The sequence below is a fragment of the Microcoleus sp. F4-D5 genome, assembly GCF_036704885.1.
Classification (GTDB): domain Bacteria; phylum Cyanobacteriota; class Cyanobacteriia; order Cyanobacteriales; family Microcoleaceae; genus Microcoleus.
The window spans coordinates 17,630-32,104 of sequence record NZ_JAUBSX010000023.1 but is presented as its reverse complement, the minus strand read 5'-3'; the positions used below and the strand labels follow the sequence as shown (position 1 = coordinate 32,104).

The window sequence follows — 14,475 nt, the reverse complement described above, 5'->3', positions numbered from 1 at the left end:
GATCGACCTATGTACAGGCTCAAAGATCCGGACTTGCCTACATCAATAGCTCTAGCTGAGGCTAGAACAACTGAATCAACTGTTCAATCAGCACCTACTAGAACGTATTTTGTAACAGGCAAGGACAACATGGCATACGAAGTAGAGTACACCGACGAGTTCGAGCAGTGGTACGAAACACTTGATGCACAAACGCAAGACTCTATTGATAGCTCGGTAGAGTTGCTCGAAGAAAGAGGGCCGAATCTTCCCTTTCCCCGGAGCTCACGTATCAATGGATCTCGTCACCAACATATACGAGAACTTCGAGTACAACATCAAGGAGAGCCTTATCGAATCTTGTATGCGTTCGATCCTCGCAGGATTGCAATACTCCTTTTAGGCGGTAACAAAAAGGGTAATGACCGCTGGTATGAAGAGAATGTACCCAAAGCAGATCAGCTCTACGACGAACTCTTAAAAGAGCTTGAAAATGAAGGATTGATATGAAGACAAAGCCTTTTAGTGAATTGCGAAATCGGATGACACCAGAGCGAAGAGCAAGAAACAAAATACGCACTCAACTTGCTTTGATCCATCTTACTCTTTTGGAACAGCGAAAGTTGTTGGGTTGTACAGATGAGGATCTGGAAAAAGACCTCAGCACTTTTGAGTCTGCTTTTTCTGAGTTGGATAAGCCAGAAGATATTCAAGTCTCTACCCTCTCTCGCTACATCCAAGCTCTTGGTGGAAGTCTAAAATTAGTAGCTAATTTCCCTGACCAGGAGATTGTTCTTGCTCAGTTTGATTAACTGCTACTGGTGCAGTATCTTGAAGCCAAAGAAAGAGTAGAGGAGATAATAATCCTGCTCTTTCTTTGGAAGAAAGATGACTTGACTTTTATCAAAATGACAGCTATTCTTTAAAAGACTAGAAGGTTTAAGTTTTTCCAAGACTTTAACAAAGTTTTCCCCGCAAGGGGATGGAAACACGCCTCTAGTAAGGTGATCGTTGAACAGTTGATTCAGTTTTCACCACTTCCCCGCAAGGGGACTTTAATTTATTAAGCTAATTGCATCCCACACTTTTTTAAACGCCCGATCGCCCCTCTCAATCCTCGATTCCGTCAAGGGCGATCGCCATTTTTTATGTTTTATATCGATAAAAATTCCAAATATTACGCAACAGACACAATCGAAGTGTCTGGGTAAATCAATAATTGCCGATCGCACCCCCCACTCCCATCCGCTCCCCGTCATCCCCCGATTTGTGGCATTCTATATCTGAAAACCTCACAAAACACCGCATGAAGGAGGGCAGCAAGTACCAGTCGCTCTTAGATTATCTGCGCGAAAATCGCCATCTCGACGAAGTAACCCTCAACTTCGCCGAAATAGAGGCATTGCTAAACGACGCACTCCCCCCTTCCGCACGCACTCAACAAGCTTGGTGGAGCAACCGCAAAAAGGGCGCTCTGCAAGCTACCGCTTGGATGCAGGCAGGATATCGGGTGGAAACTGTCGATCTGGACTCACAACGGGTAACATTTCGCAAGTTAATTCAGAAAATTCAGGTTCGGCAGGCGGGCGATGGGGTGCAGTGGAATCGCGAACTGATCAAGGCATTACGTCTCCATCTGGGGTTGACACAAACAGAATTTGCAGAACGGTTGGGGGTTGACCAGAGGACTGTAAGTAAGTGGGAGAACGGACACTTACCTGCTCGTTCCACCCTCAAACATCTGAATTTAGTAGCTGAGATAGCGGGTTTCAGCTCCAGGGAAGAATCTGAAAACATAGATTAACTAATTGACATTTTACTATTATAGTAGTATGTTGTTATAGTAAGGCTTAGTTAGGCGATCGTCAAGTGCGATCGCGCCAAAAAACAAAGCCCCCAAAAACAAAAGCCAGCGCCCCAAATATGGCACTGGCCGATTCAAAATTAAAAAATCACCTCTATGATACACCATTCTTTGACGCCTCGCCCGATTACGGATCGAGAAAAACGAATCATTCAGCTTTACGCTGACTGTCAACTGGCGATGACTCCGCAGCAATTCTACGCAAAATGGGATGTCCCGCAAGAAGCTCTAGCTCTCATTTGCTGTCGTGAGCTTTCTACTGTGCGTCGCTGGTTTACCAGGGGAGGCAGGCACCGCCATCCCCAACTGCACGACTTGCGTCACCTCGCCTTGATGAATTTTCTGTTAGAGCATTTTGAAGCCATTCCCCCAGAACTTCGGCAACAACTTTGCTTAGCCAATTCGTAATCTTGCATTTTTTCCCAGCCACCTGACCAAGTAGGTGGCTTTAATTTAGCCCGCTATAATTAAGCTGAAACATTTGTTGGGGATCTCGATATGCCTTTGAGTGCTTATAAAACGATCGCTGCCGTTCTCAAAGAATTTACAATCACTTATATTGAAGCAAATTTTATTGTTGAAACAGCATTTAATATTCCTGACTACTTTCGAGAAGATTTAGAAATTGTCAGGCAAGATAATGTCGTCAACAACTCAGAATACGCTATTTGTGAATACATCATTGTGCCGATTTTAAAAGAAGTTTGGAAGCAATATCGCAAAAACTTCATTTTGTGGAGCCACCAAGCCTTAAACTGCGATGCTAATCTTAACGGATTTCCTGAATATATTTTAGCTCAAAAATCTCCTTTAGGTAAATTGGTATTCGATCGACCTTATTTTGTAATTATAGAAGCCAAACAAGATGATTTTGAGGCTGGATGGGCGCAATGTTTAGCCGAAGCGATCGCAGCTCAACGGCTTAATGACAAACCCGAACAAGATGTATTCGGCATTGTTTCCAACGGCAAACTATGGCAGTTTGGCAAACTCAAAACAAATGTTTTTACTCTCAACAAAAAATCTTATTTAATAGACGATTTAGACAAACTTTTTGCTGCCATAAATTATGTATTTCAACAGTGCGAATTACTGAGCAATTCAGATAAGTTGCAGTCATGATTGACAACAATAAGCGCTCGTTTACAGAAAATCACTTGACTTCGATCGACTAAAGGCTAAACTGAACTAAAGCTTTACTATAATATCTTCTCCCCGTTCATGAACATTGCTTATCTAATCAACCAATATCCCAAAGTCAGCCACAGCTTTGTCCGCAGAGAAGTGCTAGCAGTTGAAAATTGCGGCATGAAAGTCGCGCGTTTTTCGATCCGATCCTGCGAATCAGAACTCGTTGATGAAGCCGACAAACAAGAACAAGAATTGACTGAAGTCATCCTCGGAGTTGGTGCACAGGGCTTAGCCTGGGGTTTGCTCCGCGCTGCCGCAACTAGACCAATTCGATTCATCGAAGCTGTGCGGTTAATGTTCAAAGTTGGCTGGCACTCGGAACGGGGGATTTTGCTGCATCTAGCTTATTTAGCAGAAGCTTGCATTCTTTTAAATTGGTTTGCAGAATCCGGTACAGCACACGTTCACGCTCACTTCGGGACAAATTCGACAACAGTCGCAATGCTGTGCCGCGTGCTTGGCGGCCCGACTTACAGTTTCACGGTTCACGGCCCTGAAGAATTCGATAAAGCCACACTTCTTTCCTTAGACGAAAAAATTAAACGATCGACCTTTGTAGCGGCCGTTAGTTCCTTCGGTAAAAGTCAGCTTTTTCGGTGGTGCGATCGCACTTTTTGGTCAAAAATTCAAGTCATACACTGCGGCGTAGATGGTGCATTTTTAGCTGCACCCTACGTCCCCATACCCGCAGCACCCCGCTTAGCTTGCATTGGCCGGCTCAGCGAACAAAAAGGTCATTTGTTATTGCTAGAAGCTGCTAACTTGCTAGCAGTTCAAGGCTTAGAGTTTAAGTTGGTACTCGTAGGAGACGGGCCGCTGCGATCGGATATTGAAAAGCAGATTCTGCAACTCGGCCTGCAAAATCATATAGAAATTACCGGCTGGGCCAGCGGCGATCGAGTTCAGCAAGAGATTTTAGCTTCGCGGGCAATGGTATTGCCGAGTTTTGCTGAAGGTTTGCCCGTTGTAATTATGGAAGCCCTCGCTCTCCACCGGCCCGTAATTAGCACATATGTTGCTGGCATCCCGGAGCTCGTAGAACCCGGTGTTTGCGGTTGGTTAGTTCCTCCCGGTTCCGCAGAAGCATTAGCGGTAGCGATGCGCGCGGTATTGGAAGCACCTGTAGAAAAACTAGAACAAATGGGGAAAACAGGAGCAGAACGGGTTGCTCAACAACACAATGTCGATTTAGAGGCAAAGAAATTAGTGGCGCTGTTTGAGAGTGCTTGAGAATGGTGCAAAACCTATTGATTAACTGATATCAAATCTATCTGTTAGCATCGGAATTATTCAGATATCTCCGATCTTTATCTGCGTGAATCTGCGTCAATCTCTTGTCATCTGCGCTTGCTGAAATTTTCTTTTTTTTACCGCAGATGAGGGCAGATAAACACAGATTAACGCAGATGAATTAGATTGATTCCGGTTGCAGCGTCCGTGATTGTTGAGTGTTGACTGGATTTGACGCCCGACGATGCTACCGGGTTTGATATGACATCTTGCACCATGATTAATAAGTCTTTCAAGGGCGGGTTCTCCTGCCCACTTTACAGGAAAATTAATTGTTTGTGGAACAGGCCGCAAAGCCTGTTCCTTGAATTAAAGCAACCTACTTACAAACTTTTTAAGGAATAGGAACAGACCGCAACAACTTGTCAACAATCGCCTTAGCCCTCCTTCCGCCTGCCGGAATCAACCTGTGAGACAGTACGTGCGGCGCCAAATATTTCACATCATCAGGAGTCCCATAATCCCGGCCCTCCATAAATGCCAAAGCCTGCGACGCCCGGTGCAAAGCCACGGCACCCCGGGGACTCACCCCCAGAGTAATTTCCTCATCTTCCCGCGTCGATCGCACCAAATCTACAATATACTGTTTCAAAGAGCCTTCCACCTTCACAGCAGCGCACAAACGGCGCAATTCCTGCACTTCTTCCAAAGAAATACAGGGCTGCAAATCTTCAACTGCAAAACTATCAGAAAGCCGTTCCAACATTTGCAACTCTTCCAACGCAGCGGGATAGCCCAAAGTCAAAGACAAAGTAAACCGATCCATCTGCGCTTCCGGCAGCGGAAAAGTGCCTTGATATTCGATCGGGTTCTGAGTCGCAATCACAAAAAATGGTGCGGGAACGTTCCGAGACACTCCATCTACTGTCACCTGCTTTTCTTCCATCACTTCCAGCAAAGCTGACTGAGTTCGCGGCGTCGCCCGATTTATTTCATCGGCAAGCAAAACATTAGCAAAAACTGGCCCTGGCAAAAACTCAAACTCTCCGCTGCGCGGATTCCAAATATTAGTACCGGTGATATCAGTCGGCAACAAATCGGGAGTGCACTGAATCCGCTGAAACTTCCCATCGATCGATCGCGCCAAAGACTTCGCCAGCAGTGTTTTTCCCACACCAGGCACGTCTTCCAGCAGCGCGTGTCCGCCCGAAAGCACGGCTACCAGCACCAAGCGAATAGCATCGGCTTTGCCAACAATAGTTTTGCCTAGATTTTGTTTGAGCCGCTCAATATGTTGTCTCATATCCCTGATTGCTAATTGCTAATTGCTAATTGTGGAAAAGATATCAAGATTGCCAAATTCTTGAGTCTTTGCCTTGCGGACTTCATATTTGTAGAACTAGAATTTAGTCTGACTCATCTTGCACCATTTTGAAAACCGATCGCCTGTTCTAGATCACATAATTATTAGACTTTAGCAGCTAATACGCTTCTAGCAATATCGCAATCTGCCTGAATTTGAGTTTTGAGAGCATCCAGAGAAGCGAATTTTTGTTCGGGCCGCAAAAACTCTACCAGACTCGCGCTCAAGGTTTTACCGTACAAATCCCCAGACCAATCTAACAGGTGAACTTCCACAGTGGGTTGCAGCCCGTCTACCGTCGGGCGGCAGCCAACATTCATCACCCCATTGACAAAAGATAAATTTGATGCTGTGCCGGTAATTAGAGATTTGGGATTTTCCCGCTGATAGGAAGAACTTTCCTCTTTCATCTTTTCCCATCCATGCTTCACCGAGACTCGCACCGCGTACACGCCAAAACGCGGCAAAAATTTTTCCGGCGGCAGTTCGATATTAGCAGTAGGAAATCCGATCGTCCTGCCCAGCCGCTGTCCCCCAACCACAGTCCCGACTAAACTGTAAGGTCGCCCCAGCAACTTATTCGCTCTTGTGAGGTCGCCGGATGCCAGACCTTCGCGGATTGCAGAACTGCTGATCCGATCGCCCTCACCGCAATTGTGCAGCGGTACAAGACCAACATCAATACCGTAACCCGAGGCGATCGACTGCAAATCTGCAGCCGTCCCAGCGCGTCCCCGTCCAAACCGAAAATCAACCCCCACACTAATTCGACTCGCTTTTAGTTGTTGCACCAAAATTTTCTCGACAAACTCACAAGCAGTCAAAGCCGCCAATTCTCGATCGAACGGCAGCATGACTAATTGCTCGACGCCCATTGCGGCGAGCAATTCTACCTTTTCTGCCAGAGGCGTCAGCAGTTTTTTCGGTTGACCCGAAAAGAATTCTTGCGGGTGGGGATTGAATGTCACCACTGTGCTGTAAAGTCGATCGGCTCCATCAGAATCTCGAGCACAGAGGCTGTTCCCCTCTGCCTTCGTCTGCCCGATCGAACCATCATAATTACAGCCGCTGTCGGCTCCATCGGGCGGTGCTGCTGAGTCGTTGTAGCAGGTCGCCGGAGGTTCGCTTTCCAAATTTTCATCTGTGCCAGCGTTTGAACGCAAGTTTTCTCCCGACGCAACAACTGTCGCAGAATTTGGCCCGGGCGATCGATTTAAAATTATTGGCTGCACGACTTGTCGATGCCCTAGGTGCAAACCGTCAAAGTTTCCCAAGGCAACAGAAGTTGGAGTCAGAGCAGCGGTACAAGAAGAAGTTACCCACACGCTTAAGATTTTGACATACTTAGCCAGATTGCGATCGCCACTCGATTTTAGATTTTAGATTTTAGATTTTAGATTGACTCCACAGATGCAATCTGGGAGGTTGAACTCTGGTCTCAACTTTTAGATTTTCCACGACAGGAGTCAGGGGCTTGTATCCGTCTTTGAATGAGGTCAGTCCTAACTTAAATTTTAGATTTCCGACCTCAAGACTTCAGAATCAGATAAATCGTTATGAGGAGGCAGCAACTGTAACGACAAACCTTCCCGCGCCATCAAACTGTTCGGGAACCTTTGAGCCACTTGTTCTCCCACCCTGTCTAAAAACTCGTCATTGTGCAGCGGGTCGTGGTGAAAAATCACCAACTTTTTGACATTAGCAGCCTTTGCCACCTTCACCGCTTCCTGCCAAGTCGAATGTCCCCAGCCGACCTTGCTGCTCTTCTCCGAATAATACTCCTCATCGGTATAAGTAGCGTCGTAGATCAGCACCTCAGCATCGCGGGCCAAATACAGCACATTTTCGTCTAAACGATCGGCCAAATGTTCGGTATCAGTCACGTAAGCAGCCGAATACCCCCGCCAGTTCACGCGGTAGCCTATAGCTTCCCCGGGATGGTTCAACAAAGCATTTTCCACCTTAATATCTCCGATTTCGAGCGGTTGGCCCACTTCTATATCGTTAAATTTCAGGTCTGCCCCCATAATTTGCAGGGGCACCGGAAAATTCGGGTGGAGCATCTGGTCGTTTAGCCGCTGCTGGATAGTAGCATTATTAGGAGAAGGAGCAACTGCCCCGTAGATGTGAAAACAATTGCCTGGAATAAAAGCTGGGACAAAAAATGGGAATCCTTGAATGTGATCCCAGTGAGAGTGAGTAAAAAACATATGAGCTTCTACGGGCATCTGAGACAGGAGAGTTTGTCCCAAAACCCGCAATCCTGTACCGCCATCGAAAATTAGGCGGCTCTCACCCACTCGCATTTCTACACAGGGCGTGTTGCCCCCGTAACGTACTGTTTCAGCCCCGGGAGAGGCTATGCTACCTCTAACGCCCCAGAAGTGAACCGTGAATTGGTTTTGCATACTAGACATGGGTTTTCTTGCAAGATTGTTCCGGCGAGCCATCGGTAAGGTGTTTACATATTTAGTAAGGGCTTTACCATCAAACCCAAGCTCTTTGACGGTCGAGTTCCCCACTGGTTGGAAGTGCTAAGAGTCTCGCTTGCCAGAAAATGCAAAACTGTTGGGCTTGACAACTGAGCAAGAAATTACAAGGTAAACTAATGAAGTCTCGATCGTAACTATTCTTTTCCTCTCTTCACTAGCCTAACCTCCGCAGACACACTTTGGGGCAGGAATTCTGCCTGAGTCTGGTCAAAAGCCGCTGTTTTTCTAGCCTCCGCACTTGCCGAACAGGATCGCGCGGTCGGTTTTTTGCCTTGCTGCTTGACCGGTTTGAACTCGGATGATGGGCTCCCTCAACTCCCGTTAATTCAAAAATCTTAGCAGTTTAGGAATGCTCATGCTAATTATCCAACAATACTGTCTGTGTCTGGATTTTCGGCCCGCCCGGAGGCTGCTGTTCCGGAAGCTAGCCGTCAAGCTGAACCCACTTTCATCTGACACCGGAGGTAGCAGCCAGATCCCGGGCCTGCGGGCAAAAGGCTAAATTTTTGTCGCGCATTTCTTTGGGGACGACTTCAAGCACTCAAAATTCCCTCAATTTCAGAAAGTTTAATTTTTTGGGTTTTTTGCAGTCATGCTAACTCAGACCGCCATTCTGTCTCAAGAGTGATGCAGAAATATTCGCTGTTAACCTATCGTGGTGGTTTTATGAACAATCTTCAATTGCTCTATTTTTGGTAAGGATTTCTCGAAATTCAGCGCAGTTGCTGTACTCGCCACGGGGTAGAATTTCCGGTATCATAGAGTCTTAGAGTCTTGTTTGCCGAGAATCTAAATCAGTGCTAAAAAAGCCTGGATAACTTTAACTTATTTTTCAATAAAGTCAGTATGAATCAAGTTAAAAAAACTACAACCAAGCTGAATCGATCGCCCGTGAAAGTTTCCGATCGCACTTTGGAACTCGGTAATCTCCCCTTGAGCGAATTGTCTTTAGAAATGACTGATAGCCAAGCTTTGAGAGAATTTAGTTCGGACGGTCGCCTGCCGGGAACCCCAGCAGCGGCAGGCCGGACTGCCGAAACAAGGCGTCGGAGGGTAGATGGTAAGAGCGAGCGGGCCCGATCGCCTGTGGTTTCTACAGCCTTTCTCAAGTGGCTGCTAGAGAGTTTGACTAGATCGAAAGGTTGGCTGGCAGTTCTCACCCTGGCAGCAGTTTGGGGGTGGTGGAACAGTCAATTACTGTTTTCGACTGGGCTGGGGATAGCAGCGATGATGCTGGTTTACCGAGGGCAGTCGCGGGACTGGCAATGGCTGCGATCCCAAAGCGAGCAATTTTGGGAGGGCCCGAACCGCCGATTTGTTTTAGCGGTGGGTACGGGCGGGATTGCTACCTTGGCTGCTTACATGAGTTTGGGGATTTGGGCGGACTCAAGCAGCCACTGGATGGCTTTGAGCCTGATTTTGCAGAATTTGGGCACGATCGCGATTGCAGGGCTGTTGCTGCGGCAATGGTTGAATCTCGGGGCCGCAAAAGATGAAGTGGCGCTCGATCGCATTCTGGCGGATTTGACTGATGCTGACCCCGTGAAGCGTTTGATTGCAGTGCGGCAAATGACCGATTTGGTGAATAAGGGTGGGTTTGGTCCTGTGAGTTCCGTCAAAAGTTCGTTAGCGAAGCCCTCGCAGAGGATCGCCTGTTCCCGCGCTGCCGAGTGCTTTCGCCTGATGCTGAGTCGGGAACCAGAAGCTTTAGTCCGCAATGCCCTTCTCGAAGGTTTGCAGACTTGGGACGCTACATATGGCATGGCTTTAAAATCCAAACATTAAGTCATCGACTACTAGCTGACCGTCAAAAGCGTAAAAAGTAATTCGATAAATATTCGGAGCTTTTACGCGCAGGGGAGCGCTAGGGGCGATCGGAGAATTAGACCCGGCGAGATTCGGGGCCGGCATTTCATCGTGAACAATTGAGTTGCCGTCGATGTCGCAAGCAGATAAAACAGTTCGCCGCGAACTGGTTACCAGTCCTGACACCCAGCGAACAGGATACTTAAAAGTTACTTCGATCAGTCCGCTTTTGGGGGCTCCCATTAACACTGTTGACCCAGAAGCCGTGAAAAATGCTGGGTTTGACGGTTGGATGGCAACGGCATTGGTAAAAGTCACCCCCCAATGTGCAAACTGGTGTTCTACTACTTCAAAGCATTTCAAGTCTTCTAAAGCTACGCGGACGACCGCCGGTACAGTAGCCCGCGATCGCATCTCTGACCCTGCGCCCGATCGTTCTGGAGTGGCGACAAAAGACTTTTTGCCGTTTAAATCCGTGTTTCTACAGGCAGTATCAAATTCTGCAAACCCGTCAGATTGAAGACTTTTTGCGTCAACCATAAAACCCTCGCGATCCCGTTTCCTAAGCAGTTGCATTTTTAGTAGACCTCCCTAAGATTAATTGTTTCTTGTGTTTGGGAATTTATAGCGGTCGTGCCCGTGATTGCCAAACCTGCTATTTAGGAATCGAAAACCGATCGATCGCCCCCCCTCCAACAAAGACTTTCGACCTCAAAAGCCACTGCTCCGCCAAATATGGTGATTAATTATTTATGATTGGCTCACGGCTGCAAAACTGCCTTCAACCTGAAAGCGAGATCCAATGCTCCCACTGTTCCAGGGCCTGCTTTCCGGGTTGGCGAACAGACTCCATTCTGTTGAGGGGTCTTACCCATCATTTTGCTATTATCTCCGATCGGCGGTAGTTTGCAACTGTAAGGATAACTACAAAGCGGAACTGCCCAAATCGCAAAGGTTACTTCCTGTCTGTAGTTTCACGGTTCACTTGTACTAAAATAGACTTAAATCATTACTCAATCTTTACAAAAACGCCACCAGCTTTGCAAGTTTTTTAAACAGACACGGGGCGGTGGAAAAGAATCTAAAATATAACAGCGATTAAGGTTAGTTTATGCTTGTACCCCTCGGCTTCGGTCAGCGATCGATAGTTACTTCTCTCGGCAGAATGGTTTACTACACTGCTGAAAAAATGCCTTGGATCGGTTTGCCTGCCTCAAGTTCGGAAAATAAACCGAATTTAGTATTTTTTCACGGTTTTGGGGGCGGGTCGAGTGCCTACGAATGGTCGAAAGTTTATCCGGCTTTTGCGGCTGAGTATCGAATTTTAGCACCTGATTTAATCGGTTGGGGACGATCGGAACATCCGCCGAGAAATTATCAGGTTGAAGATTATATCACAACTTTGATAGAATTTCTGGAAAAAACTTGCGACAGTCCGACAGATGCGATCGCTTCTTCGCTGACGGGGGCGATCGCGATTCGAGCGGCAATCGTCCGGCCGGATCTGTTCAAATCCCTAATTTTGACGATACCCAGCGGTTTGTCGGACTTCGGACAAGATTACGGCCGCAGTTTCTTCGCCAAGCTAGTGGGCACGCCGATTTTAGACAAATTGCTTTACAGTACCGGCATCGCCACCGATGGGGGCATCCGCAGCTTCCTAGAACAGCGCCAATTTGCAGACCCGAGCCGCGTTTACCAAGAAATTGTTAATGCTTACCTCGAATCTGCTTTAGAACCAAATGCAGAATATGCTGCGCTGTCTTTTGTACGGGGAGATTTGTGTTTTGATTTGTCGCTGTACATCACTCAGCTAAAAACACCGACAGCGATTATATGGGGAGAAAAATCGCAGTTTACCGGCCCCGATATCGGCCAGCGGTTGGCAAACCTCAACCCCGAAGCAATCAAAGTTTTTCAACCTCTGGAAAACGTAGGTTTAACTCCGCAGTTAGAAATGCCGGCTGTCACCATTGGCTTAATTCGGCAGTATTTAAAATTGCTTTCACAAGGGTGAAGAAGTTCGGCAACTAGCAATGTAGGTGATGTAACGGATGGAGGAAGAGGGAATTTGGCAACAGATTCGCTTGCTTCGGATGTAAGGAATGTAATATCAAATTCGGTAACATCGGAATTAATATTACCCCACAGTCTTAGGCGCGTGCGGACTCGAACCATGAGAAAACGGCAATGCTGTTTCCCTACAATTAATTGGGTAGGGAAACAGCATTGCCGTGTCCTCCGTTTATATCAATTGCGGTTACACCGCAATTGATATAACGGATGTAAGCCATTGAGGAAGAGGGAATAAGGAAGATTAATTCCCCATTCCCCATAACCAATTAGTAATGACTGATGACTGATGACTGATGACTAATAACTATTCTTTTACTCGCACATCGATGACGCTAGCGTTGAAAATGTACTTTTTGCCTTCAAGCTCTAGGGTAGTGCCAATTTTGACTTTCGTATTCCCTAAAACCGGGCCATTTTCAGTAAGTTGACCTTTACCTTCTAAGGTAAACATCATATTTTTGCTGAAGGATTCTTCTTCTCTGGGATCGGGGAGAGCTTTCAGAGTGCCGTTAGGCTGAGGAACTGCTAGGGTTCTGGTGAGAGTTTTGACAGATTTGATAGTAATCTGACCGGAGGGTTGATTGCGGATCACCACATTGATTTGATCGCCTGGTTTGAATAAATCTTGAACGTTTGTCCCTTTGAGACCGATCGCAATTGCATCAATCTCTACAGGTTTGAAACTGGTGCCGACTTGGGCGACGGAACCGCCAGAAGTGCCGGGAAAGAAAAAGATTCCGACTGCAACTAGCAGTACGATCATCGCTGCACCTACGTCTAGAATGCTGAGTTTGCCGAACAGCCGACCTTGAGAATCCAAAATTTTCATAAATCGCTTAATTAACTGATAGCGACAGGAGTATGTTTACAAGCTCAGGACTTACGCAGACACCGAGGAAAAACGGATGCTGCCAAAGATCCGCTACGGCTGGCAAAGGCATACGTAATTGATGCGTAATTGATGCGTAAGTCCTGAAGCTAAAAGATATTACCACAACGATCGCCCAAAATCCGCATCACTCGGGCACTTAAAACAGAAGGCAGAAGGCAGTAGAGGGCGGTTGGTTGACCGCAGGGCCATCGCCGGGAACTCGGGGCGGGGTCAATCGATTTGAGATTTTAGATTGACCCCACCGATAAATGCTCTTTCTTGAGGATTTTCGATTTGAGATGCTTTCGATTGATTCCACGGATAAATCGCGTGGCGGGTACCATCAACATATTCTCGGTCAAAAATTGGCAAAAAGCTAGAATAGCAACTAAGCAGCCTCAATTTGCGTCTGCCGATGTAGTGACTTTTCCCGTTTTCCTAAAAGTTTATCTAACTTCTCGCACGTATCACTCATGTTAAAAAGTTTTTGGTTGACTTGCCGGCGTACCTGCGGCCGGGGGATTTATCTATTTCTGTCGCTGATTGTCGCTGCCGGTATCTGGGTGGTTTCCCCGGAACAGACTCAAGCATTTTCTTTGCCTGAACTAATTTTTCGGGGCATTCAAGTTATTCAATTATCGAATATGTCCGATCGCCAAGAGGTGACTATTGGCCAACAAATTAATCAGCAGTTGGCCAACAGGGAGTTTAAAATTGACCGCGATCGGGACACTACACTATATATCAACCGCATCGGTCAGCGGCTAGCTCAAGAAAGCACTCGTCCCGATATTCCCTATACTTTTCAAGTGATTGACGACGACAATATTAATGCTTTTGCGACAATGGGCGGTTTTGTTTATGTGAATAAAGGTTTGATGGCGGCGGCGGACAATGAGGCAGAATTGGCAAGTGTGATCGCCCACGAAATCGCTCACATTAACGCTCGCCACGCGCTTAAACAAATGCGTCAAATGGCCATCGCCTCTGGTTTGGCTTCGGCGACTGGGCTCGATCGATCTCAGGCAGTTCAGATTGGGGTGGAACTGGCTTTGCGCCGTCCCCACAGCCGCCAAGCAGAATATGAAGCCGATCAGTTGGGATTGCAAACTATGGGGCGAGCGGGCTACGCTCAATCTGGGATGGTTGATTTTATGAAAAAGTTGCTCGACAAGCCTTCTCCTCCCAGCATTTTGAGCACTCACCCCGCTACTGCCGATCGGATTGCTGCTATCTCGCAGGCGATAGATCCGGAGCTCGCTAGCGGTGAAGGTTTGAATAATGAGGATTACAGGCAAGAAATCCGCAGGCTTTTGGGGTCTTAAAACTGTTTTAAGGTGATTTTTCGATTCATGCGCTGGTGTGGTTTGTGCGCGAAGGGGCGATCGACCCACCAACGATCGACCTTGTTTAAATCCCCTCGCGCGCCAGCGGTTTGAAAAAGGCAATTAATCAGTCCAGCACGCATCGGGGGCGGTGCGAAACCGGGTTGTTTTCGCCCCTGTGCGGCCTACAACCCGTGTTTTCGTAAAAAAACCCGGTTTCTCAACAATCGTGCGTCCAGGACTATTAATTTAATATCAGCTTAGGAATGAGAATTAAA

Annotated in this window: 14 protein-coding genes; 9 read left to right on the top strand and 5 right to left on the bottom strand. The window is 47.0% G+C overall.

Going from position 1 to position 14,475, the window contains the following annotated elements:
* Positions 1 to 9 precede the first annotated feature (9 nt).
* From QUA80_RS13245 to QUA80_RS13220, 6 genes are all read left to right on the top strand, one after another.
* Positions 10 to 489, top strand: a complete 480-nt coding sequence (locus tag QUA80_RS13245; protein WP_333425119.1) for a type II toxin-antitoxin system RelE/ParE family toxin — start codon at positions 10 to 12, stop codon at positions 487 to 489.
* Complete coding sequence (locus QUA80_RS13240) at positions 486 to 791, top strand: transcriptional regulator (protein WP_333425117.1); 306 nt, start codon at positions 486 to 488, stop codon at positions 789 to 791. Before QUA80_RS13245 ends, QUA80_RS13240 begins: the two co-directional genes overlap by 4 nt.
* A gap of 407 nt (positions 792 to 1,198) precedes the next feature.
* A complete protein-coding gene (locus tag QUA80_RS13235; RefSeq protein ID WP_333425115.1) occupies positions 1,199 to 1,783 on the top strand; it encodes a DUF7662 domain-containing protein in 585 nt (194 codons plus the stop codon).
* A 156-nt stretch (positions 1,784 to 1,939) separates the two neighbouring features.
* Positions 1,940 to 2,251 carry a hypothetical protein gene (locus tag QUA80_RS13230; RefSeq protein WP_015176578.1) on the top strand — a complete coding sequence of 104 codons (312 nt, stop codon included), beginning with the start codon at positions 1,940 to 1,942 and terminating at the stop codon, positions 2,249 to 2,251.
* Positions 2,252 to 2,341: 90 nt separating this feature from the next.
* Positions 2,342 to 2,965: a hypothetical protein gene (locus tag QUA80_RS13225; RefSeq protein ID WP_333425113.1), complete on the top strand. Its 624-nt coding sequence runs from the start codon at positions 2,342 to 2,344 to the stop codon at positions 2,963 to 2,965.
* 99 nt (positions 2,966 to 3,064) lie between these two features.
* The gene (locus QUA80_RS13220) at positions 3,065 to 4,264 is read left to right on the top strand and encodes a glycosyltransferase (protein WP_333425111.1); all 1,200 of its coding nucleotides are present in this window, start codon (positions 3,065 to 3,067) and stop codon (positions 4,262 to 4,264) included.
* 394 nt (positions 4,265 to 4,658) lie between these two features.
* Here QUA80_RS13220 and QUA80_RS13215 read toward each other — a convergent pair whose 3' ends face one another.
* The 3 genes from QUA80_RS13215 to QUA80_RS13205 form a co-directional block, all read right to left on the bottom strand.
* Positions 4,659 to 5,567 carry an AAA family ATPase gene (locus QUA80_RS13215; protein ID WP_172188278.1) on the bottom strand — a complete coding sequence of 303 codons (909 nt, stop codon included), beginning with the start codon at positions 5,565 to 5,567 and terminating at the stop codon, positions 4,659 to 4,661.
* A gap of 164 nt (positions 5,568 to 5,731) precedes the next feature.
* Positions 5,732 to 6,952: a bifunctional riboflavin kinase/FAD synthetase gene (locus tag QUA80_RS13210; RefSeq protein ID WP_333425109.1), complete on the bottom strand. Its 1,221-nt coding sequence runs from the start codon at positions 6,950 to 6,952 to the stop codon at positions 5,732 to 5,734.
* Between the two features lie 189 nt (positions 6,953 to 7,141).
* Positions 7,142 to 8,044 (bottom strand): MBL fold metallo-hydrolase, encoded by a 903-nt coding sequence (locus tag QUA80_RS13205; protein WP_333425108.1) that lies wholly within the window; start codon positions 8,042 to 8,044, stop codon positions 7,142 to 7,144.
* Between the two features lie 921 nt (positions 8,045 to 8,965).
* On the opposite strand from QUA80_RS13205, the gene QUA80_RS13200 reads away from it, so the two are divergent.
* Positions 8,966 to 9,904, top strand: a complete 939-nt coding sequence (locus tag QUA80_RS13200) for a hypothetical protein (RefSeq protein ID WP_333425106.1) — start codon at positions 8,966 to 8,968, stop codon at positions 9,902 to 9,904.
* Here the strand turns inward: QUA80_RS13200 and QUA80_RS13195 are convergent.
* Positions 9,887 to 10,501, bottom strand: a complete 615-nt coding sequence (locus QUA80_RS13195) for a hypothetical protein (protein WP_333425104.1) — start codon at positions 10,499 to 10,501, stop codon at positions 9,887 to 9,889. The two genes, QUA80_RS13200 and QUA80_RS13195, sit on opposite strands and share 18 nt — an antisense overlap.
* Before the next feature lie 535 nt (positions 10,502 to 11,036).
* Here QUA80_RS13195 and QUA80_RS13190 point away from each other — a divergent pair.
* Positions 11,037 to 11,942 carry an alpha/beta fold hydrolase gene (locus tag QUA80_RS13190; RefSeq protein ID WP_333425102.1) on the top strand — a complete coding sequence of 302 codons (906 nt, stop codon included), beginning with the start codon at positions 11,037 to 11,039 and terminating at the stop codon, positions 11,940 to 11,942.
* 363 nt (positions 11,943 to 12,305) lie between these two features.
* Here QUA80_RS13190 and QUA80_RS13185 read toward each other — a convergent pair whose 3' ends face one another.
* Positions 12,306 to 12,830, bottom strand: a complete 525-nt coding sequence (locus QUA80_RS13185; RefSeq protein ID WP_333425100.1) for a DUF4330 domain-containing protein — start codon at positions 12,828 to 12,830, stop codon at positions 12,306 to 12,308.
* A gap of 515 nt (positions 12,831 to 13,345) precedes the next feature.
* Between QUA80_RS13185 and QUA80_RS13180 the strand changes: the two genes are divergently transcribed.
* Complete coding sequence (locus tag QUA80_RS13180) at positions 13,346 to 14,197, top strand: M48 family metallopeptidase (RefSeq protein WP_333425099.1); 852 nt, start codon at positions 13,346 to 13,348, stop codon at positions 14,195 to 14,197.
* Positions 14,198 to 14,475 lie beyond the last annotated feature (278 nt).

What these genes read in the sequence shown, in the direction of transcription:
- QUA80_RS13245 (WP_333425119.1), top strand. Translation starts at nt 10, where the DNA reads ATGTACAGGCTCAAAGATCCGGACTTGCCTACATCAATAGCTCTAGCT.
- QUA80_RS13240 (WP_333425117.1), top strand. Translation starts at nt 486, where the DNA reads ATGAAGACAAAGCCTTTTAGTGAATTGCGAAATCGGATGACACCAGAG.
- QUA80_RS13230 (WP_015176578.1), top strand. Translation starts at nt 1,940, where the DNA reads ATGATACACCATTCTTTGACGCCTCGCCCGATTACGGATCGAGAAAAA.
- QUA80_RS13225 (WP_333425113.1), top strand. Translation starts at nt 2,342, where the DNA reads ATGCCTTTGAGTGCTTATAAAACGATCGCTGCCGTTCTCAAAGAATTT.
- QUA80_RS13220 (WP_333425111.1), top strand. Translation starts at nt 3,065, where the DNA reads ATGAACATTGCTTATCTAATCAACCAATATCCCAAAGTCAGCCACAGC.
- QUA80_RS13215 (WP_172188278.1), bottom strand. Translation starts at nt 5,567, where the DNA reads ATGAGACAACATATTGAGCGGCTCAAACAAAATCTAGGCAAAACTATT.
- QUA80_RS13205 (WP_333425108.1), bottom strand. Translation starts at nt 8,044, where the DNA reads ATGTCTAGTATGCAAAACCAATTCACGGTTCACTTCTGGGGCGTTAGA.
- QUA80_RS13200 (WP_333425106.1), top strand. Translation starts at nt 8,966, where the DNA reads ATGAATCAAGTTAAAAAAACTACAACCAAGCTGAATCGATCGCCCGTG.
- QUA80_RS13195 (WP_333425104.1), bottom strand. Translation starts at nt 10,501, where the DNA reads ATGCAACTGCTTAGGAAACGGGATCGCGAGGGTTTTATGGTTGACGCA.
- QUA80_RS13190 (WP_333425102.1), top strand. Translation starts at nt 11,037, where the DNA reads ATGCTTGTACCCCTCGGCTTCGGTCAGCGATCGATAGTTACTTCTCTC.
- QUA80_RS13185 (WP_333425100.1), bottom strand. Translation starts at nt 12,830, where the DNA reads ATGAAAATTTTGGATTCTCAAGGTCGGCTGTTCGGCAAACTCAGCATT.
- QUA80_RS13180 (WP_333425099.1), top strand. Translation starts at nt 13,346, where the DNA reads ATGTTAAAAAGTTTTTGGTTGACTTGCCGGCGTACCTGCGGCCGGGGG.